The 19,137-nt window shown below is 68.1% G+C and carries 17 protein-coding genes; 9 read left to right on the top strand and 8 right to left on the bottom strand.

Annotated features, from left to right (window positions below; genetic code table 11):
- Positions 1-51: 51 nt before the first annotated feature.
- Entirely contained in the window at positions 52-942 is an 891-nt protein-coding gene (locus tag ACN22W_RS04150) for a DMT family transporter (protein WP_048242855.1), read from the bottom strand.
- A 136-nt stretch (positions 943-1,078) separates the two neighbouring features.
- On the opposite strand from ACN22W_RS04150, the gene ACN22W_RS04145 reads away from it, so the two are divergent.
- Positions 1,079-2,014 (top strand): helix-turn-helix domain-containing protein, encoded by a 936-nt coding sequence (locus tag ACN22W_RS04145; protein ID WP_419686367.1) that lies wholly within the window; start codon positions 1,079-1,081, stop codon positions 2,012-2,014.
- An 18-nt stretch (positions 2,015-2,032) separates the two neighbouring features.
- Here ACN22W_RS04145 and ACN22W_RS04140 read toward each other — a convergent pair whose 3' ends face one another.
- Positions 2,033-3,244, bottom strand: coding sequence for a pyridoxal-phosphate-dependent aminotransferase family protein (locus ACN22W_RS04140; RefSeq protein WP_048242859.1), 1,212 nt, complete (start codon positions 3,242-3,244; stop codon positions 2,033-2,035).
- Between the two features lie 33 nt (positions 3,245-3,277).
- Here ACN22W_RS04140 and ACN22W_RS04135 point away from each other — a divergent pair, with 33 nt between their 5' ends.
- The 6 genes from ACN22W_RS04135 (at position 3,278) to ACN22W_RS04110 (ending at position 9,590) form a co-directional block, all read left to right on the top strand.
- Complete coding sequence (locus ACN22W_RS04135) at positions 3,278-3,454, top strand: hypothetical protein (protein ID WP_419686365.1); 177 nt, start codon at positions 3,278-3,280, stop codon at positions 3,452-3,454.
- 530 nt (positions 3,455-3,984) lie between these two features.
- Entirely contained in the window at positions 3,985-4,968 is a 984-nt protein-coding gene (locus ACN22W_RS04130; protein WP_419686364.1) for a LysR family transcriptional regulator, read from the top strand.
- A 30-nt stretch (positions 4,969-4,998) separates the two neighbouring features.
- Positions 4,999-5,997, top strand: coding sequence for a 2-hydroxyacid dehydrogenase (locus ACN22W_RS04125; RefSeq protein WP_343493018.1), 999 nt, complete (start codon positions 4,999-5,001; stop codon positions 5,995-5,997).
- 180 nt (positions 5,998-6,177) lie between these two features.
- Complete coding sequence (gene bluB, locus ACN22W_RS04120; RefSeq protein ID WP_419686362.1) at positions 6,178-6,927, top strand: 5,6-dimethylbenzimidazole synthase; 750 nt, start codon at positions 6,178-6,180, stop codon at positions 6,925-6,927.
- Between the two features lie 240 nt (positions 6,928-7,167).
- On the top strand, positions 7,168-8,337 hold the full coding sequence (locus tag ACN22W_RS04115; RefSeq protein WP_419686360.1) for an MFS transporter: 1,170 nt from the start codon (positions 7,168-7,170) through the stop codon (positions 8,335-8,337).
- Between the two features lie 92 nt (positions 8,338-8,429).
- A complete protein-coding gene (locus ACN22W_RS04110; RefSeq protein WP_419686358.1) occupies positions 8,430-9,590 on the top strand; it encodes an MFS transporter in 1,161 nt (386 codons plus the stop codon).
- 78 nt (positions 9,591-9,668) lie between these two features.
- Here the strand turns inward: ACN22W_RS04110 and fahA are convergent, their stop codons facing one another.
- The 5 genes from fahA to ACN22W_RS04085 are packed head-to-tail and all read right to left on the bottom strand — an operon-like array spanning position 9,669 to position 15,598.
- A complete protein-coding gene (gene fahA / locus ACN22W_RS04105) occupies positions 9,669-10,973 on the bottom strand; it encodes a fumarylacetoacetase (RefSeq protein ID WP_419686357.1) in 1,305 nt (434 codons plus the stop codon).
- On the bottom strand, positions 10,970-12,304 hold the full coding sequence (gene hmgA, locus ACN22W_RS04100) for a homogentisate 1,2-dioxygenase (RefSeq protein ID WP_419686356.1): 1,335 nt from the start codon (positions 12,302-12,304) through the stop codon (positions 10,970-10,972). Before hmgA ends, fahA begins: the two co-directional genes overlap by 4 nt.
- A 15-nt stretch (positions 12,305-12,319) precedes the next feature.
- The gene (locus ACN22W_RS04095) at positions 12,320-13,681 is read right to left on the bottom strand and encodes an MFS transporter (RefSeq protein WP_419686355.1); all 1,362 of its coding nucleotides are present in this window, start codon (positions 13,679-13,681) and stop codon (positions 12,320-12,322) included.
- Positions 13,678-13,908, bottom strand: a complete 231-nt coding sequence (locus ACN22W_RS04090; protein WP_048242872.1) for a DUF2783 domain-containing protein — start codon at positions 13,906-13,908, stop codon at positions 13,678-13,680. The genes ACN22W_RS04095 and ACN22W_RS04090 overlap by 4 nt, the downstream gene beginning before the upstream one ends.
- A gap of 28 nt (positions 13,909-13,936) precedes the next feature.
- Positions 13,937-15,598 carry an FAD-dependent oxidoreductase gene (locus tag ACN22W_RS04085; RefSeq protein WP_419686354.1) on the bottom strand — a complete coding sequence of 554 codons (1,662 nt, stop codon included), beginning with the start codon at positions 15,596-15,598 and terminating at the stop codon, positions 13,937-13,939.
- A gap of 363 nt (positions 15,599-15,961) precedes the next feature.
- On the opposite strand from ACN22W_RS04085, the gene ACN22W_RS04080 reads away from it, so the two are divergent.
- Positions 15,962-16,765, top strand: a complete 804-nt coding sequence (locus ACN22W_RS04080) for an EAL domain-containing protein (protein ID WP_419686353.1) — start codon at positions 15,962-15,964, stop codon at positions 16,763-16,765.
- Positions 16,766-16,979: 214 nt separating this feature from the next.
- Here ACN22W_RS04080 and ACN22W_RS04075 read toward each other — a convergent pair whose 3' ends face one another.
- Positions 16,980-17,771, bottom strand: coding sequence for an IclR family transcriptional regulator (locus ACN22W_RS04075; RefSeq protein ID WP_419686351.1), 792 nt, complete (start codon positions 17,769-17,771; stop codon positions 16,980-16,982).
- A 118-nt stretch (positions 17,772-17,889) separates the two neighbouring features.
- Between ACN22W_RS04075 and ACN22W_RS04070 the strand changes: the two genes are divergently transcribed.
- Positions 17,890-19,077, top strand: coding sequence for an acyl-CoA dehydrogenase (locus tag ACN22W_RS04070; protein ID WP_419686350.1), 1,188 nt, complete (start codon positions 17,890-17,892; stop codon positions 19,075-19,077).
- Positions 19,078-19,137: the final 60 nt, after the last annotated feature.

Genomic DNA, 19,137 nt, shown 5'->3' with positions numbered 1-19,137 from the left:
TCAACCTTTCGTCCAGTCGCGCCATGCCGCGCCTCACCCGTCCAGCCGCCGTCAGGCCGTCCGGAGAAACAACCGGCGCGTCAGGTCGAACGCGACGAGATTGCCGGCCACCACAAGCAGCAGCCCGATCACCGCGAGCGGCGACCACTGGTAGCCCTCGAACACCGTCGACACGGCCAGCGCGACGATCGGGAACAGCACCGTGCAATACGCGGCGCGCTCCGGCCCGATCCGGCCGACGAGCGTCAGGTACGCGGTAAAGCCGATCACCGAACCCGGCACGGCCAGGTAGACAAGCGCGCCGAGATAACGCGGGCTCAGGTCGAGCGTAAACGGCATTCCGGCCACCGCGCTGCCGACGGTCAGGATCGCCGCGCCGATCAGCATCGCCCAACCGTTGGTCGCAAGCGGATGCAGCCCCATCGACTGCATCCGGCTCGACAGCAGGTTGCCGGCCGAGAAGCACATCGTGCCGGCGAACGCGATCGCGAGCCCCATCCAGGTCGCGTGATCGTCGAGATGGCCGGCCATCTGCTGCCAGAACAGGCACGCGATGCCGACCAGGCCGAGCAACGCGCCGGCGATCGCCGACGGCCGCAGCGGCCGGCCCATGAACAGCCGGCCGTTGATCGAATTCAACAGCGGCGCGGTCGAGAAGATCACCGCGACGAGGCCGCTCGGCACGACCTGCTCCGCGTAGTAGAAGCACAGGAAGTTCAGGCAGAACAGCGCGAAGCCCTGCGCGACGAGGAAGCGCCACGCCTCGCGCGGCGGCCGGACCGGTCGGCGCATCACGCGCAGCAGCGCGAACAGCACGGCGGCCGCGAGCCAGAAGCGCCACGCGATCGACACGGGCGGCGGCACGGCGCCGAGCTGCCACTTGATCGCGATCCAGGTGGTGCCCCAGATCAGCACGGTGACGAAATAAAGCGACAGGTTCATGGCGGTGGCGGTCCGAAAAGCGGGTGAAACGGGATCCCGACTATGCCGCCGCGCGGCGCGCGCCGATTGTCCGGAATTGCGGTCTTTTGCGGGCCGCCGCACCCGCTGCCGCGCGCCCGCTTATACTCGTCGCATCATGAGCCTCTCCCTCTCCGCCCCGCCCGTCGACCGCGCCGCCGCCCTGGCCGGCGGCGATCTGCCGTTCGGCCTGCAGTCGGTCTGCCGCACGCTCGCCGACGCGAACGCGACGCTCGAGCGCTTCGCGTGGCTCGGCGACCATCTCGCGATCGCCGAATGGACGCGCATCACCGACGAAAGCGAGACGATCTACGAGCAGCCCGGCCACCACACGCTGTCGTGCTACCTCGACGGCGGCTACCGGACCGAGCGCCAGCGCGTGCCGCGCTACGGCGCGCCGAGCCTGCTGTGCGCGCTGCCGGGCGACCATGAATCGCGCTGGTGGGTGCGCGGCGAGATGCACTTCATCCACCTGTATTTCCTGCCGGAGCACTTCACGCAGCGCGCGATCCGCGAACTCGACCGCGAGCCGCGCGAGCTGAAGCTCGCCGACCGCACTTATTTCGAGGATGCGCGCGTCGCCGCGCTGCTGCGCTCGCTCGCGCTGGACGGCTGGGACGATGCCGACGAGCGGCTGCGTGTGAACGAAACCGCGCACGAGGTGCTGAGCCTGCTGCTGCGCGGGCAGAGCACGACGCGCACCGACGTATCGTTTCGCGGCGGGCTCGCGCCGGCCGTGCGCCGCCGCGTGCGCGACTACATCGACACGTATCTGACGCAGCCGCTGACGCTCGGCGAACTCGCCGACGTCGCCGCGCTGTCCGAATACCACTTCTCGCGGATGTTCCGGCTGTCGTTCGGCCGCGCGCCGCATGCGTGGGTTGCCGAGCAGCGGCTCGCACGGGCGCGCGAGCTGCTGCGCACGACGGCGCTGCCGCTCGCGCAGATCGCGGCCGACTGCGGCTACGCGAACGCCGGCCACTTCAGCCATCGCTTTCGCGACGCGCACGGCACGACGCCGAATACGTACCGGCGCGCGATGCAGGGCCGCTGAGCGCGGCCCGCCGCGGCGTTACGCGCCGCGTTGCGACAGTTCCTGCTCGAGCGCCGCGACACCGGCCGGCAGGTCGACCGGCACCTTCAGGTCGACCATCGTGCGGCCGAACGCATGCAGCGTGCGGAACAGGTTGTGTTCACGGCACTGCTCGCCCATCTGCCCGATCCGCACGATCGGCAAGCCGAACGAGCCTGAAATCTCGACCTGGTACTGCTTCGAGATATGGCCGCAGACCATGCCGGGCGTCAGCCCTTCCGGCGTCTCGATCCCGACCACCGAATTGAGCCGGCAGTCTTTCGGCGCATAGAGCTTGAGCCCCATCGACTCCACGCCCGCCTGCAGCGCGAGCGAACAGCGCAGATGGCGCGCGAAGCGGCTTTCGAGCGTCTCCGCGCAGACGAGCCGCAGCGCCTCGTGCAGCGCGAGCACGCCCGACACGGGCGCCGTGTAGTGATATCCCGCGTTGTGCCAGAAGTTCTCCGCGAGCGCCATGTCGAGGCACCAGTGCGTGTTCGGTTCGGCGCGATGCTTCATCCGCTCCCACGCGGCATCGGAGAACGCGATCAGCGACACGCCCGGGATCGACGACAAGCCCTTCTGACCGCCGGTGATCACCGCGTCGATGCCCCACGCGTCCATCTCGAGCGGCATCGTCGACAGCGTGCACACCGCGTCGACGACGACCAGCGCGCCGGCCGCCTTCGCGAGCGCCGCGATGTCGCGCAGGTCGCGGTTCCACACCGTGTTCGACGTCTCGCCCTGCACGATCGTGACGATCTCGGGCCGCTCGCGCGCGATCGCGTCCGCGATCTCGTCGAGGCTCGCGACCGCGCGGTCGGCCACTTCGAGCGTCACGACGTCGGCACCGACGCGCGTGGCCATCTCGGCCATCCGCGCGCTGAAGAAGCCGTTGCGGATCGACAGCACGCGCGTGCCGCGCCATGCGAGGTTCGAGATCGCCATTTCCATCGCGGCCGAGCCGGGGCCCGCGACGCCGAGCACCCACTTCGTGCGGGTCTGGAACACGTAACGCGCCATCTCCTTCACCTGCTCGATGATCTTCGCCATCGTCGCGCCGAGGTGGTTGATCACGATCGTGTTCGCCTTCGCGACGGCGGCCGGGATCGGAACCGGGCCGGCCCCCATCATCAGCAGCGGTTCTTCGGGCAGGATCGCGTCGAGTGGCACGACGACGGGACAGGGAATCGGCGAATAATCGATGGACATGGCGGGTAAAGGATGAGGAAAGGAAATGCACGGATGCTCGCCGCGCGGCATGGCGAACTGATCGATCATTCCGCGTTCCGCGGCCTCGCGCAAGAGGCACGCGCCGCCGGACAGCGCGCCGGTGGCCCGGTCGCCGGACCGGGCCAGCCGGCAGGACACTTATCTCGCGACGAGATTCCGGATTGGAAAAGGATTGCCGGCCGGCTGTGAAACGGTTCCATGCACGCGATTTTCTCGGGCAGTATCGCTGCGATTGGCCGAGGCCGACGGTTCAGCACGACTTGCGCATCGAACAAAATAGACGGGATGCCGGATAAAAATCCGCCGCGCGGAATACGATACGCAAAATTCGCGTGTGGAAAAAACATCTATTACGGTTGCATGTATTGGGGAACGATTCCCCCATTTATCCGATCCCGGCTGTCCGAATCACACACAACCGATTGATTAACATAAGAAATATTCGCACCTTCGGCACATACTCAAATACCGATCCGGTTTTCCAGGCAGGCGCTTGCGGCTCTACCACGTTTAACCGGTACTCGCGATTTAGATTTTCCGCAACCCGCCCATTTTCTCAGGTTGACGGATATCGCTTCTGTATTTAACAATCGTCTACAGAATCGAGAAACGATTTTTTCGATGCGATGGAGAACTGGGGGCCGCGCGATGCGCTTTCGAGGCTGCGCGGCGAAAATCCACAACCATAATCAATCAACCGGGCCAGAAATACGCCAGCCATGAACCAGATTCAGACCATGCGTGTCTTCGTCTGCGTCGCCGAGCAGCAAAGCTTCCGGCGCGCGGCGCACCATCTCGGCGTGTCCAATGCGCTCGTCACGCGTTCGATCGCGATGCTCGAGGGCCACCTGAACACACGGCTGATCCACCGCACCACGCGCAACCTGTCGCTCACCGAGGCCGGCGTACGCTACCTCGACGGTTGCCGTGCGCTGCTCGAGGAGTTCGATCACCTCGAATCGTCCGTCGCGCATGCCGTGCGCGAACCGGCCGGCACGCTGCGCGTCGTCGCGTCGGGCCTGCTGTCGCCGCTTGCGCTGACGCCGCTCGTCAGCAGCTTCCGGCACCGCTACCCCGAGCTGCGCGTGCAGCTGACCGTCGCCGAGGGGCCGCTCGACGTGCTCGATTCGGGCTACGACGTCGGCATCATCACGGGCAACCGGCTCGACGGCAATCCGACGCTGATCGGCCATGCGCTCGCGCCGAACCCGTTCGTCGCGTGCGCGGCGCCGGCCTATCTCGAGCGACGCGGCGAACCGCGCGTACCCGACGACCTCCCGGGCCACGACTGGGTCACGCTCGCGCCGCACCAGCATGCGCCCGCGTGGCAACTGATCGGTCACGACGGCGTCGCGCATTCCGTCACGGTGCGCCCGGCCTGCACGGTCAACCAGCTCGCGCTCGTCCAGGCGGCCGCCGTTGCCGGGGCCGGCATCGCGGTGCTGCCCGAACCGTGCGTCGCCGACGCGCTCGCCACCGGCACGCTCGTGCGGCTGCTGGCCGGCTACCGGATCGGCGATCCCGACACGCAGTTGTCGCTCGTCTATCCGAACCGCCAGTACGTACCGGCCCGCACGCGCAGCTTCGTCGAGCACGCGCTCGATCATTTCAGCGCGCAGACGGCCCGCGAGCGGGTGGACTACAGCTTCCTGCGTCCGCCGCGCGGGCCCGAACGCTCCGACATCGTCACGGGGCTGCAGTAAACTGCGCGCGACAGCCATCGGAGGTGCAGCGTGCGCGTGATCCTGTTCAGCAGCCGACAGTACGACAACGATTCGTTTACTGCCGTCAACCGGCAGTTCGGCTATCGGCTGCACTTCCAGCCGTCGCACCTCGACGCGGAAACCGCGATCCTCGCGCATGGTTATGAAGTCGTCTGCCCGTTCGTCAACGACACCGTCGACGCGGCCGTGCTCGCACGGCTGGCCGACGGCGGCACGCGCCTGATCGCGCTGCGCTCGGCGGGCTTCAACCACGTCGACCTGGCGGCGGCCGAGCGGCTCGGCATCACGGTCGTGCGCGTGCCCGCCTATTCGCCGCATGCGGTCGCCGAGCACGCGGTCGCGCTGATCCTCGCGCTCAATCGCCGCCTGCCGCGCGCCGTCGCGCGCACCCGCGAAGGCGACTTCTCGCTGAACGGGCTGCTCGGCTTCGACCTGCACGGCAAGACCGTCGGCGTGATCGGCACCGGCATCATCGGCAGCGTGTTCGCGAAGATCATGATGGGCTTCGGGATGCACGTGCTCGCGCATTCGGTGCCGCCGTACAACGACGAGCTGATCGCGTTCGGCGCGCGCTATGTCGAACTCGACGAGCTGCTGCACCACGCCGACGTCGTCAGCCTGCACTGCCCGCTGCTGCCGTCGACGCACCATCTGATCAACGAGCGCACGCTCGCGCGGATGAAGCACGGCGCGATGCTGATCAACACCGGCCGTGGCGGCCTCGTCGACGCGCAGGCGCTGATCGACGCGCTCAAGAGCGGCCAGCTCGGTCATCTCGGGCTCGATGTGTACGAGGAGGAAAGCGGGCTCTTCTTCGAGGATCACTCCGACCAGCCGCTGCAGGACGACGTGCTCGCACGGCTGCTGACGTTCCCGAACGTGATCGTCACGTCGCACCAGGCGTTCTTCACGCGCGAGGCGCTGGCGGAGATCGCGCAGACGACGCTGCGCAACATCGAGGCCTGGCATGCGGGCACGCCGCAGAACGTCGTGACGGCGATTCGCTGACAAATCGACGAAATTGGCTCATTTGACGGTTGCCGGCGCCACCGCAATCGTTTGCTTGCGCCCACTGCTGCGCAACCGGCCTTTTTCATGAACAATTTCGCGCTTTGTTTCGACTAATGTAACGATTCCCGCGCGCCGTCTGCTATCGTTGCGCCGACGTTACCCCGCCTCCTCCCGCTCATGCGTTTCGACGACTCCGCCATCGCCGCGGTCTACCGCGCCATCTTCGAACGGCGCGACATGCGCCATTTCACGCCGGCGCCCGTCGATCCGGCCGTGCTCGCGCGGCTGCTGCGCGCGGCGCACCATGCGCCGAGCGTCGGTTTCATGCAGCCGTGGCGCTTCATCCGCATCACCGATCCCGCGCTGCGCACCGCGATCCACGCGCTGGTCGACGCCGAACGCCGCGCAACCGCCGATGCGCTCGGCGAGCGCCAGGACGAATTCATGCGGCTGAAGGTCGAAGGCGTGCGCGAATGCGGCGAGCTGCTGGTCGTCGCGCTCGCCGACGGCCGCGAGCGCCACGTGTTCGGCCGCCGCACGCTACCGGAGATGGATCTCGCGTCTGCCGCGTGCGCGATCCAGAACATGTGGCTCGCAGCCCGCGCGGAAGGGCTCGGGATGGGCTGGGTGTCGCTGTTCGACGTCGATGCGCTGCGCACGCTGCTCCGGATGCCCGACGGCGCGAAGCCGATCGCCGTACTGTGCGTCGGGCACGTCGACGCGTTCTACGCAAAGCCGATGCTTGAAGAAGAGCGCTGGGCCGCGCGGATGCCGATCGAAGCGTGCCTGTTCGAGAACGGCTGGGACGATCCGGCCACGCTCGACGCCGCCGGCTCGCCTGCGTCGCCCGCAGCCCCGGCGCCGGATGCCGACTCGGCCAACGCATCGAACCCCAGCACCGACGGATCACCCGAACGAATCGCGTGAAGCGCGGCCCGGCCGCCGCCCTCGTTCCGACCCCGACGCACTCACCGCCGCAAACCGTTGCCGGATCCCACACTGTGAGCGTCGCGCACGTTGCCCCGTCGCACGCCGGCAACAACCGTTTTGGCCCCGAGCGTAGGGGTTTTCACTGAAGTAGAATCGCGCTGTCGTTCGCCTTACCGCCCGCCCGTCCCGCGCATCCTGCGCCTGGCCCGAGCAGCGGCTTTTCCCGAGCCTACCGCGATGCCCTTACCTCTTTTCGCCCTTGCCGTCGCCGCTTTTGGAATCGGTACCACTGAGTTCGTGATCATGGGGCTGCTGCCCAATGTCGCGCGCGATCTCGGCGTGTCGATTCCGGCCGCCGGGATGCTCGTGTCGGGTTACGCGCTCGGCGTGACGATCGGCGCGCCGATCCTCGCGATCGTCACCGCGAAGATGCCGCGCAAGCGCGCGCTGATGGGGCTGATCGGGCTGTTCATCGCGGGCAACCTGTTCTGCGCGATCGCCCCCGGTTATGCGGTGCTGATGGCCGCGCGCGTCGTCACCGCGTTCTGCCACGGCGCGTTCTTCGGGATCGGCTCGGTGGTCGCGAGCAACCTCGTCGCGCCGAACCGCCGCGCGCAGGCCATCGCGCTGATGTTCACCGGCCTCACGCTCGCGAACGTGCTCGGCGTGCCGCTCGGCACCGCGCTCGGCCAGGCGTTCGGCTGGCGCGCGACGTTCTGGGCCGTCACCGGCATCGGCATCGTCGCGGCCGCCGCGCTCGCGGTCTGCCTGCCGAAAAATCTCGCGATGCCCGACACCAGCATCACGCGTGAATTCAGCGTGCTGAAGCACCCGCAGGTGCTGATGGTGCTCGGCATCAGCGTGCTCGCGTCCGCGAGCCTGTTCAGCGTGTTCACGTACATCACGCCGATCCTCGAGGATGTGACCGGCTTCTCGCCGCGCCAGGTCACCTACGTGCTGCTGCTGTTCGGCCTCGGCCTGACGGTCGGCGGCACGCTCGGCGGCAAGCTCGCCGACTGGCGCCGGATGCCGTCGCTGATCGCGACGCTCGCGCTGATCGGCATCGTCCTCGCGCTGTTCGCGGGCACGATGCACCTGCCGTTCGCCGCGCTCGCGACGATCTTCGTGTGGGGCATCCTCGCGTTCGCGATCGTGCCGCCGCTGCAGATCATGATCGTCGATCGCGCGAGCGACGCGCCGAACCTCGCGTCGACGCTGAACCAGGGCGCGTTCAACCTCGGCAATGCGACCGGCGCGTGGCTCGGCGGGATGGCGATCGGTTCCGGCGTGTCGCTCGTGAACCTGCCGTGGGTCGGGGTCGCGATGGCCGTCGCGGCGCTCGCGCTCACGCTGTGGTCGGCGTCGCTCGAACGTCGTCCGGTGACCGTACCGACCGAATACGTGTAACGCGACAGCGCGCATTCGTTGCGCGCGCAACCCCATTCGATACTGATGGCCTTCATGGACCTTTCAAGGTCCGCGGTGTAGCATCCCGGCCGATGAAAGCCATTCTCAATCGTGATTTCCTCGCGCTGATCCTGAGCGTCGCGGTCGTCGGCCTCGGAACCGGCGCCACGCTGCCGCTCACCGCGCTCGCGCTGACCGAAGCCGGACACGGCACCAACGTCGTCGGCATGCTGACGGCCGCGCAGGCGCTCGGCGGCCTCGCGATCGTCCCGTTCGTCACCGCGCTCGCGCGTCGCATCGGCTCGCGCCGCGCGATCGTCGTGTCGGTCGTGCTGCTCGCCGCGGCCACCGCGCTGATGCAGTTCACGTCGAACCTGATCCTGTGGGGCGTGCTGCGCGTGCTGTGCGGCGCCGCGCTGATGCTGCTGTTCACGATCGGCGAGGCGTGGGTCAACCAGCTCGCCGACGATTCGACGCGCGGCCGCGTCGTCGCGATCTACGCAACCAATTTCACGCTGTTCCAGATGGCGGGCCCGGTGCTCGTGAGCCAGATCGCGGGCGCGACGAACATCCGCTTCGCGCTGTGCGGCGCGCTGTTTCTGCTCGCGCTGCCGACGCTCGCGACGATCCGGCGCGCGCCGCTCGCCGGCGACGACGCGCGTCACGCGGAACACGACCACTGGCTCGCCGTGCTGCCGCGCATGCCCGCGCTGATCATCGGCACCGGGTTCTTCGCGCTGTTCGATACGCTCGCGCTGTCGCTGCTGCCGCTCTATGCGATGGATCACGGCGTCGCGAGCGCTACCGCCGTGCTGCTCGCGTCGATCATGCTGTTCGGCGATACCGCGATGCAGTTCCCGATCGGCTGGCTCGCGGACAAGCTCGGCCGCGAACACGTGCACCTCGGCGCGGGCTGGATCGTGCTGGCCGGCCTGCCGCTGCTGCCGTTCGTCATCGCGAATCCGTGGCTGTGCTGGCCGCTGCTGTTCGTGCTCGGCGCGGCGGCCGGCAGCATCTACACGCTGTCGCTCGTCGCGTGCGGCGAACGCTTCCGCGGCGCGGCGCTGGTCACCGCGAGCTCGCTCGTGTCGGCCTCGTGGAGCGCCGCGAGCTTCGGCGGCCCGCTCGTTGCGGGCGCGTTGATGGAGCAAGTGGGCAGCAACGCGCTGGTCGGTGTGCTGGTCGTCTGCGTCGCGGCATTCGTCGCGGCCGCGCTGTGGGAACGCCGCGCCGCGTTGCAACGCGCGGTCTGATACCGGCCCGCCAAATGACGACGGCCCGCGCAATGCGGGCCGTCCGAACCTTCCGTATCGCGCGCGACGTCCGCCGCGTTATGCGCTCCGCGCCGGCAGGATCTTGCCGGCGCACGTACCGAAGCCGACGCGATAACCGTCGCCCTGACACCATCCGGCGAGCGTCAGTTCATCGCCATCCTCGATGAACGCGCGGCTGCCGCCGCCCTTCAGCGCGATCGGCTCCTTGCCGTTCCACGTCAGTTCGAGCAGGCTGCCGAACGAATCCTTCGTCGGCCCGCTGATCGTGCCCGAACCCATCAGGTCGCCGACCCGCGTGTTGCAGCCCGCGACCGTGTGATGCGCAAGCTGCTGCGCCATCGTCCAGTACATGTGCTTGAAGTTGGTGCGGCAGATCGACGTGGCTTCGGCGTCGCCTTCGGCGCGCAGCGTCACTTCGAGCGCGATGTCGAACGCATGCTTGCCCGCGTGCTGCAGATACGCGAGCGGCTGCGGCGCCTGCTCGGGCTGCACGGTGCGGAACGGTTCGAGCGCGTCGAGCGTGACGATCCACGGCGAGATCGTCGTCGCGAAGGTCTTCGCGTTGAACGGGCCGAGCGGCACGTATTCCCACTGCTGGATGTCGCGCGCGCTCCAGTCGTTCAGCAGCACCATCCCGAAGATATGCGCTTCCGCGTCCTCGCACGCGATCGGCTCGCCGAGCGCATTGCCCCGGCCGACGATGAAGCCCGTCTCCAGTTCGATGTCGAGCTTGCGGCACGCGCCGAACACCGGACGCTCCTGGTCGGGCAGCTTCAGTTGCCCGTTCGGGCGCCGCACCGGCGTGCCGCTCACGACCACCGACGATGCGCGGCCGTTGTAGCCGATCGGCATCTCCGACCAGTTCGGCAGCAGCGCATTCTTCGGATCACGGAACATCGAACCGACGTTGGTCGCGTGCTCCTTCGACGAATAGAAATCGGTGTAGCCGGGAATCTCGACCGGCAGATGCAGCGTCGCGTCGCGCTGCGCGACCAGCACTTGCGCGCGCAGCGCCGCATCGTCGCGCAGCCGCGGGTTATCGCGCGAGAACAGGTCCGACAGTTGCACGCGCACGCTGCGCCATGCATCGCGGCCGAGCGCGATAAACGCATTGAGCGTCGGCGCGGCGAACGCGTCGGCGCCGGCCGGCAACGTCACGAGGCCCGCGCGCGCGAGCGCCGCGAGATCGACGATCTGGTCGCCAAGCGCGACGCCCGCACGGCGCGCCGCCTGCTTCGTATCGCTGAAGATCCCGAACGGCAGGTTCTGGATCGGAAAATCGCAGGCGGGATCGTTCGCCGTGTCGACCCAGCTCTTGCGGGCCGGGTCGAGCGTCGCGCGCCAGTCTTGGGTATCGCTCATCGTTGCTCCGGGTTGAAGTGTTTCTTGATGCCTTGCCAGCATTCGAAGTAATCCGCCTGCAACTGCGCGGTGTCGAGCGCGTAACGCGTCGGCCGGATCAGCGTGCGGGTCTCGAACATGAACGCCATCGTCGCGTCGACCTTGTGCGGTTTCGTCGTGTCGCTCGCGGACGCCTTCTCGAACGTGTCCGCGTCGGGCCCGTGGCCCGACATGCAGTTGTGCAGGCTCGCGCCGCCCGGCACGAAGCCTTCGGCCTTCGCGTCGTATGCGCCGTGCACGAGCCCCATGAACTCGCTCGCGACGTTGCGGTGGAACCAAGGCGGGCGGAACGTATCCTCGGCCGCGAGCCAGCGCGGCGGGAAGATCACGAAGTCGATCGTGTCGACGCCCGGCGTGTCGCTTTGCGCCTGCAGCACCAGAAAGATCGACGGATCGGGGTGGTCGAAGCTGATCGAGCCGATCGTGTTGAACAGGCGCAGGTCGTATTTGTACGGCGCGTAGTTGCCGTGCCACGCAACGACGTCGAGCGGCGAATGGCCGATGTCCGCGCGCCACAGGCGCCCGTTCAGCTTCGCGATCAGCTCGAACGCGCCTTCGCGGTCTTCGTATGCGGCCTGCGGCGTCAGGAAGTCGCGCGGGTTCGCGAGACCGTTCGAGCCGATCGGGCCGAGATCCGGCAGGCGCAGCTGCGCGCCGAAGTTTTCGCAGATGTAGCCGCGCGCGTCGCCGTCCGGCAGCGCGACGGAAAAACGCACGCCGCGCGGAATCACCGCGATCTCGAACGGCTCGACGTCGAGCCGGCCGAATTCGGTCGCGATGAACAGGCGCCCCTGCTGCGGAACGATCAGCAGTTCGCCGTCCGCGCTGTAGAAGAAGCGGTCCTGCATCGAGCGGTTCGCCGCGTACAGGTGAATCGCGCAGCCGTTCATCGCGGCCGCCGAGCCGTTGCCGGCCATCGTCACCAGCCCCTCGACGAAATCGGTCGGCTCGACCGGCATCGGCAACGGATCCCAGCGCAACTGGTTCGGCGGCGTCGGCGGCACGTCGGCCGAGTCGCCGAATTCCGACACGAGCCGCTGCGGGCCCGCGAACGGTTCAAACGGACGGTGCACCGCCGCCGGGCGGATGCGGTACAGCCACGAGCGGCGGTTGTGGCCGCGCGGCGCGGTAAACGCGGTGCCCGACAGCTGCTCCGCATACAGCCCGTACGGCGCGCGCTGCGGCGAGTTGCGGCCGTGCGGCAGCGCGCCGGGCAGTGCCTCGGTCGCGAATTCGTTCGCGAAACCGCTCAGGTAGCCGGCGGTTGCCGGTTTCGACAGGTCAAGCGTCATCGTTTCCTTTCTCCCTCAATTCATGGCGGCGTTCGGCGCCTGCACGCCGTTGCGCCGCGTTACGCCCGCCAGGCCAAGGACGAACAGCGCCGAGCACAGCACGGGCACCGCCGCCGCATGGAACAGCGCGCCGTTGGTCCAGTTGAGCGCAATCAGTTGCCCGCCGACGAGCGGGCCGAGCACCGAGCCGATCCGGCCGATGCCGAGGCTCCAGCCGATGCCCGTCGAGCGCAGCGACGTCGGGCAATACTGGCCCGCGAGCGCATTCACGGCCGGCTGCCCGCCGACCACGCAGAACCCGCCCGCGAACACGACGACCAGCAGCCACGGCAGCGCATGCGCGACCGAGCCGATCAGCCCCACCGACACGGCCGCGCACGCAAAGCACGCGAACAGCACGCGCACGAAGCCGTAGCGTTCGATGAACCAGCCGAGCGACAGCGTGCCGATCACGCCGCCCGTCTGCAGCACCGTGCCGACGATCACCGCGGTGCCCGGCGAATAACCTGCGTCGCGCATCACGGTCGGCAGCCAGTTCGACAGGAAGTACAGATCGATCAGGTTCATGAAGCTGATCGCCCACAGCAGCAGCGTGACCGGCAGGCGGCCGTGGCGGAACAGCTCGGCGACCGGTGCGCCGGTCGCGGCGCGCTCGCGCACGACGAGCCGCGTATTTGCATCGATGCCGGCCTGCGGCGCGAAGCGCGCGAGCCAGTCGCGCGCCTGCGCGTCGCGCCCTTTCAGCACCAGGAACTGCAGCGACTCGGGCAGGCGCTTGACCATCGCGATCGTGAGCACGAGCGGCACCGCGCCGCCGACGAAGAACACCGCACGCCAGCCGAGCGCCGGGATCAGCGCCGCGCTGATGAACCCGCCGATCGCCGCGCCGAGCGTGAAGCCGCACGACACGATCATCATCCGCTTCACGCGATGCGCGGCCGGGCTGAACTCGCCGACCAGCGCCATCGCGTTCGGCATGATGCAGCCGAGGCCGAGGCCCGTGACGAAGCGCAGCGCCATCAGCACCGGAATCGAGCCCGCGAACGGCGTCGCGAGCATCGTCACCGCGAAGAACAGCGTCGAGCCGATCAGCACCGGGCGCCGCCCGATCCGGTCGGCCAGCACGGACAGCCCGAGCGCGCCGAGCAGCATCCCGAACAGGCTCGCGCTGAACACCGGGCCGAGCGCCTGCTTCGGCACACCCCATTCGGCGATCACGCTCGGCGCGACGTAACCCATCGCCTGCGCATCGAAACCGTCGATCACGAGGCACAGCCCGCACAGCACCAGCAGCATCCAGTGAAAACCCGGGCGATGGGTCTCGTCGATCACGCGCTCGACTTCGAGCACGCGCGCGTCGGCCGGCGCCGCGCTCATTGCGCCACCTCGGCGGCCGGATGCGCGGGCGGCGTCACGCCCTGCCGCGCGAGCGCCATCGCTTCGCGCAGCACGTCGGCATCGCCGATCTGGTTCGCGAGCAGCAGGATCAGCTTCGCGTTGACGAGCTGGCTATCGCTGTCGGACAGGTCGCGATGCATGTCGATCAGCGCTTCGTAGAACGCGTCCGGATCGGCCAGGCGCGGACGGGTATCGAGTGGGGGCATGACGGGGTCTCCGGTGTCGTTATCGTGTTCAGCGTGCGCAGGTCGCGCGCGCCAGTGCGTCGGCGATCGCCTGGCGGTCGAGCGTGCGCGTCCGTGCGCAGACATGCTGGTCGGGACGCAGCAGGTAGAACGTGCCGGGCTTCGCGTCATAGCGTTGCGCGGCGAAACCGTCGACGTCCTCCACGACGTCGACGCCGGCCACCGGCTGCGCGTGCCCGGCCGGCACGACGAGCACGGGCCGGACCGGCAGCGCGAGGCCGTCGACGGCCTGCGCGAACGCGGCCGCATCGCCCGGCAACCCGAACAGCACGCCCGTGAAACCGCCGCTCAAGTGCTGCAGCAACCAGCCCGACGCACCCTGCGCGCGCACCGGCGCATCGGCCGCCGCCGCGCCCGGCCGCATCGCGCCCGCGAATACGTCGCCGTCACGGTCCGGCGTGTTCAGCGGCGAATCGGCGAGCACCGCCGGCACCGACAGGCGGCCGCTGTTCACGAGCTTGCGCGCGAATTCGCAGTCGCGCGCGAGCTTCAGCGTCGCGTCGCGGAACACGCGCGACACCGGGCTCTTCGGCGTGATGAAGTCGGTCGAGCGCGTCGAGTTGCGGATGTTCTCGTCGGCCGCGAACTCGCGCTCGCTGGCATACGTATCGAGCAGGCGGTCGGCCGAACGGCCGTCGAGCACGAGCTTCAGCTTCCATCCGAGGTTGTCCGCGTCCTGCACGCCGCTGTTCGCGCCGCGCGCGCCGAACGGCGACACGCCATGCGCGGAATCGCCCGCGAACAGCACGCGGCCGTGACGGAACGTGTCCATCCGCTGGCAGCGGAACGTATAGACGCTCACCCATTCGAGCTCGAACTCGACGTCCGGCCCGAGCAGCGCACGCACGCGCGGGATCACGCGCTCCGGCTGCTTCTCCGCGACCGGATCCGCGTCCCAGCCGAGCTGGAAGTCGATGCGCCACACGTTGTCGGGCTGGCGGTGCAGCAGCACCGACTGGTTGCGGTGGAACGGCGGATCGAACCAGAACCAGCGCTCGGTCGGAAACTCCGCCTTCATCTTCACGTCGGCGATCAGGAAGCGATCCTTGAACGTGCGGCCGTGGCTTTCGAGGCCCATCATCGTGCGCATCGGGCTGCGCGAGCCGTCGGCCGCGATCACGTACTGCGCGCGCAGCGTCGCGACGCCTTCCGGCGTCTCGATCGTCAGCACCGCGTGCTCGGCCGCTTGCTCGACGCCCGTCACCTTGTGCTTCCAGCGGATGTCGATGTTCGGCAGCTCGAACGCACGATCGGCCAGATAACCTTCGACGTAGTACTGCTGCAGATTGATGAACGCGGGGCGCGCGTGCCCTTCCTCGGGCAGCAGGTCGAATGCATACAACTGTTCGTCCTGCAGGAACACCTTGCCGACGTGCCAGCTCACGCCCTTGTCGACGAAGCGCTCGCCGCAGCCGAGCCGGTCGAAGATCTCGAGCGTGCGCTTCGCGAAGCAGATCGCGCGCGAGCCGGTCGACAGCGTGTCGTCGTCGTCGAGCAGCACGACGGGCACGCCCTGCTGCGCGAGGTCGATCGCGGCCGACAGGCCCACCGGGCCCGCACCGACGACGATCACCGGGTGGACGGCCGCGTCATGCCCGCGCGGGCGGTACTCGAACTTCAGCGTCTGGTAATCGATGCTCATGGTCGCCATCCGCTCCTCAACGCCGCCGCGCGCACACCGGCGCACCCGTCATCCTGTCCGTCATCTGCCGGTGCGCCGGCCCGCCGTCCGGCGCGCATTTCCTGTCAACCGCCACGTCTCGCTCCTTGCTTCCTGTTGATTCGCGAACGGCGCCGTTCCGCAGCGCCCGAATGCCGCATTTCTTGATCGGCGACAAATCCTGGATTTACGAATAGTAAAACCAATTACGAATAGTGAAATCAACGTAAACCCGAGGTATCGGCTTCAAGACGGGATAACCTTATGAGCGAAACGCCAAGCCGCGCGGGGCGCGCGCTGCTAATATCGAGATACGAGGCGGCCCGTTCGGCCGCCGTTTTCCTTCTTACGCCGATGATTCCGCCCACCATTCCCGAGCTGGTCGCCCGTGCCGGGCAACTGCCGTATCTGCGGGATCACCTCGCGCTCGCCGAAGGCGGCACCGCGGGCGCGAATCTGCCCGAGCGCACGTTCGGCAGCGCCTACGAACCGATCTACGACGTGACGATGCCCGGCGCGCCGCAATCGACGTCGTTCGCCGATACGATCGAGCGCTACGGCGACGAACTCGGCTTCCAGGCCGTCACGCTCGTCACGGGTGCGCCGCACGATCCGGTCGACTCGGCCGTCGACGACCAGACGCTCGTCGCGATCGACCGCCTGTCGCGCTCGCTGCACGCGATCAACTTCTTCGGCGCGCAGCGCCACGGGCTGCTGTTCCTGCGCGTGCACGAACGGCTGCTCAAGAGCGTGAAGTACGACCACGGCAAGCATTTCTCGTCGGTGCTGCAGCGTTTCGGGCTGCCGACCGAGCGGATCGTGATCGAGCTGCCGGCGGTCGCGGTCGCGCACAAGACCTTCCTCGGCTACCTGACGCGCAGCTACCAGCATCACGGCTTCAAGGTCGCAGACAAGCTGCCCGATCCGGGCCGCATCCTCGCGGTCGAATCGGACATGGCGCGACCCGACTACATCAAGATGGATGCGGGCATCGCGTTGCGCGACGGGATGGTCAAGGCGCTGGTCGCGTATGCGCAGCGCGTGCGGATTCCGCTGATCTTCGACGGCGTCGTCGACGAGATGCAGTGCGAGCTGCTGCGCCAGCACGACGTGCGGTTCATGCAGGGGCCCGTGTTCGCGAAGGTCGTGACGGCCTGAACGGAGGGAAGTGACAGGCGCGCGCGGGAAGCGGCGCGCCGGATGCCTGAATCGGAGAGTATTGCTTGCAGAATCCGGCCGGCGCGACGGGGTTGTCGACGCCGGCCGGTTCGTTATTGGAGGCGGGGAACAGCCGGTCTGGCCTGAAGGCAGCGCCGCCCTCGCCCGTTCCCGCCGACACCGGCAACCGACCGGTTACCGAGCGCCGCCGGGCTCACACCGTCTGCCCGAGCCGCTGCGCGAGCGCCTTCAGCTTCGGCCCGACCTGCGAGCGGAACGCGACTTCGTCCATCGACGACGCGGGGCCGCTGCAGCTCAGGATCAGCCAGCGCCCCTCGCGCGGCTCGCGAAACGGCACGGCCGCCGCGTTCACGTCCATGTGCCACGCGCGGAACGAATAGCAGCAACCACCCGCCGAGAACTCGGCCACCGCCTGCTGCGCGGCGGCGACGAGCGCATCGGCATCGGCCGCGCCGCCGGCCGCGCGATGCAGTTCCGCATAGAGCGCGCGGCGCACGTCCTCCGGCTGCACGGCCAGGTACGCGCGCCCCATCGAGCTCGTCAGCATCGACAGCCGCGAGCCGGGCGCGAGCCCGAGCGTCAGCGCGGTCTCGCTGCGGATCGTCTCCAGATAGATCATGTCGAGCCCGTCGCGGCAGCCGAGCGACACCGCCGCGCCGATCTCGCGCGCGAGCGCCTGCATGTGCGGCCGCGCGAGGTCGATCGTCCCCGAGCCCGACAGCAGCGCGTAGCCGAGCGACAGCACGCCGGCGTCAAGCGCATACTTTCCGAGTGTCTCGTCGTAGCGCAGGTAACCGAGCACGGTCAGCGTATAGGCGAGCCGGTTCACCGTCGCCTTCGGCAGCCCCGTGCGCTCCGCGAAATCGCGATTGCCGAGCATCGCCTCGCCGGGCCGGAATGCGCGCAGCAGGTCGAGTCCGCGCGCGAGCGCGACGACGAACTTGCGTTCGTCGATCGTGGTTTCGTCGATGGTTGAAAGTGTCATCTGATGCTACACTGGGTTCGATTTGCAAAACATTGTTCCGCACAGCGGAACTTCAGTCAAGCGAACTTTAGGCACGAGGCCCGCCCCCAAACCCGCAGGGCCCACAGGAGATGACACGATGAGCGCTGCAACTTTTCATTGGGACGATCCGCTGTTGCTCGACCAGCAGCTGACCGAGGAAGAGCGGATGGTGCGCGATGCCGCGCAGGCCTACGCGCAGGACAAGCTCGCGCCGCGCGTCACCGAAGCGTTCCGCCACGAACGCACCGACGCAGCGATCTTCCGCGAGATGGGCGAAATCGGCCTGCTCGGCCCGACGATTCCAGAGCAATACGGCGGCCCCGGCCTCAATTACGTGAGCTACGGGCTGATCGCGCGCGAAGTCGAGCGCGTCGATTCGGGCTATCGGTCGATGATGTCCGTGCAGTCGTCGCTCGTGATGGTGCCGATCCACGAATTCGGCTCGGACGCGCAGAAGCAGAAATACCTGCCGAAGCTCGCGACCGGCGAATGGATCGGCTGCTTCGGGCTGACCGAGCCGAACCACGGCTCCGATCCGGGCAGCATGGTCACGCGCGCGAAGAAGGTGCCCGGCGGCTACGCGTTGTCCGGCACGAAGATGTGGATCACGAACTCGCCGATCGCCGACGTGTTCGTCGTGTGGGCGAAACTGGAAGAGAACGGCAAGGACGCGATCCGCGGCTTCATTCTCGAGAAGGGCTGGAAGGGCCTGTCGGCGCCGGCGATCCACGGCAAGGTCGGGCTGCGCGCGTCGATCACCGGCGAGATCGTCCTCGACGAGGTGTTCGTGCCCGAAGAGAACCTGATGCCGCACGTGAGCGGCCTGCGCGGCCCGTTCACGTGCCTGAACTCGGCCCGCTACGGGATCGCGTGGGGCGCGCTCGGTGCCGCCGAGTCCTGCTGGCACACCGCGCGCCAGTACGTGCTCGACCGCCAGCAGTTCGGCCGGCCGCTCGCCGCGAACCAGTTGATCCAGAAGAAGCTCGCCGACATGCAGACCGAAATCACGCTCGGCCTGCAAGGCGTGCTGCGTCTCGGCCGGATGAAGGATGAGGGCACGGCGGCGGTCGAGATCACGTCGATCATGAAGCGCAATTCGTGCGGCAAGTCGCTCGACATCGCGCGGCTCGCGCGCGACATGCTCGGCGGCAACGGCATCTCGGACGAATTCGGCGTCGCGCGCCACCTCGTGAACCTCGAAGTGGTCAACACGTACGAAGGCACGCACGACATCCACGCGCTGATCCTCGGCCGCGCGCAGACGGGTATCCAGGCATTCTTCTGATCGTCCGGATGCGGCGCGCGCAGTAGCGCTGCCGCGTACGCGCACAAGGAAACGGCCCGC

It is taken from the genome of Burkholderia theae (assembly GCF_048565265.1).
In the GTDB taxonomy this organism is placed as follows: Bacteria; Pseudomonadota; Gammaproteobacteria; order Burkholderiales; family Burkholderiaceae; genus Burkholderia; species Burkholderia theae.
This window is presented reverse-complemented; position numbering and strand designations above follow the sequence as displayed.

Excerpts from the sequence above, each read along its gene's own strand:
- ACN22W_RS04150 (WP_048242855.1), bottom strand. The coding sequence starts at position 942 with ATGAACCTGTCGCTTTATTTCGTCACCGTGCTGATCTGGGGCACCACC.
- ACN22W_RS04145 (WP_419686367.1), top strand. The coding sequence starts at position 1,079 with ATGAGCCTCTCCCTCTCCGCCCCGCCCGTCGACCGCGCCGCCGCCCTG.
- ACN22W_RS04140 (WP_048242859.1), bottom strand. The coding sequence starts at position 3,244 with ATGTCCATCGATTATTCGCCGATTCCCTGTCCCGTCGTCGTGCCACTC.
- ACN22W_RS04135 (WP_419686365.1), top strand. The coding sequence starts at position 3,278 with ATGCTCGCCGCGCGGCATGGCGAACTGATCGATCATTCCGCGTTCCGC.
- ACN22W_RS04130 (WP_419686364.1), top strand. The coding sequence starts at position 3,985 with ATGAACCAGATTCAGACCATGCGTGTCTTCGTCTGCGTCGCCGAGCAG.
- bluB (WP_419686362.1), top strand. The coding sequence starts at position 6,178 with ATGCGTTTCGACGACTCCGCCATCGCCGCGGTCTACCGCGCCATCTTC.
- ACN22W_RS04115 (WP_419686360.1), top strand. The coding sequence starts at position 7,168 with ATGCCCTTACCTCTTTTCGCCCTTGCCGTCGCCGCTTTTGGAATCGGT.
- ACN22W_RS04110 (WP_419686358.1), top strand. The coding sequence starts at position 8,430 with ATGAAAGCCATTCTCAATCGTGATTTCCTCGCGCTGATCCTGAGCGTC.
- fahA (WP_419686357.1), bottom strand. The coding sequence starts at position 10,973 with ATGAGCGATACCCAAGACTGGCGCGCGACGCTCGACCCGGCCCGCAAG.
- hmgA (WP_419686356.1), bottom strand. The coding sequence starts at position 12,304 with ATGACGCTTGACCTGTCGAAACCGGCAACCGCCGGCTACCTGAGCGGT.
- ACN22W_RS04095 (WP_419686355.1), bottom strand. The coding sequence starts at position 13,681 with ATGAGCGCGGCGCCGGCCGACGCGCGCGTGCTCGAAGTCGAGCGCGTG.
- ACN22W_RS04090 (WP_048242872.1), bottom strand. The coding sequence starts at position 13,908 with ATGCCCCCACTCGATACCCGTCCGCGCCTGGCCGATCCGGACGCGTTC.
- ACN22W_RS04085 (WP_419686354.1), bottom strand. The coding sequence starts at position 15,598 with ATGGCGACCATGAGCATCGATTACCAGACGCTGAAGTTCGAGTACCGC.
- ACN22W_RS04080 (WP_419686353.1), top strand. The coding sequence starts at position 15,962 with ATGATTCCGCCCACCATTCCCGAGCTGGTCGCCCGTGCCGGGCAACTG.
- ACN22W_RS04075 (WP_419686351.1), bottom strand. The coding sequence starts at position 17,771 with ATGACACTTTCAACCATCGACGAAACCACGATCGACGAACGCAAGTTC.
- ACN22W_RS04070 (WP_419686350.1), top strand. The coding sequence starts at position 17,890 with ATGAGCGCTGCAACTTTTCATTGGGACGATCCGCTGTTGCTCGACCAG.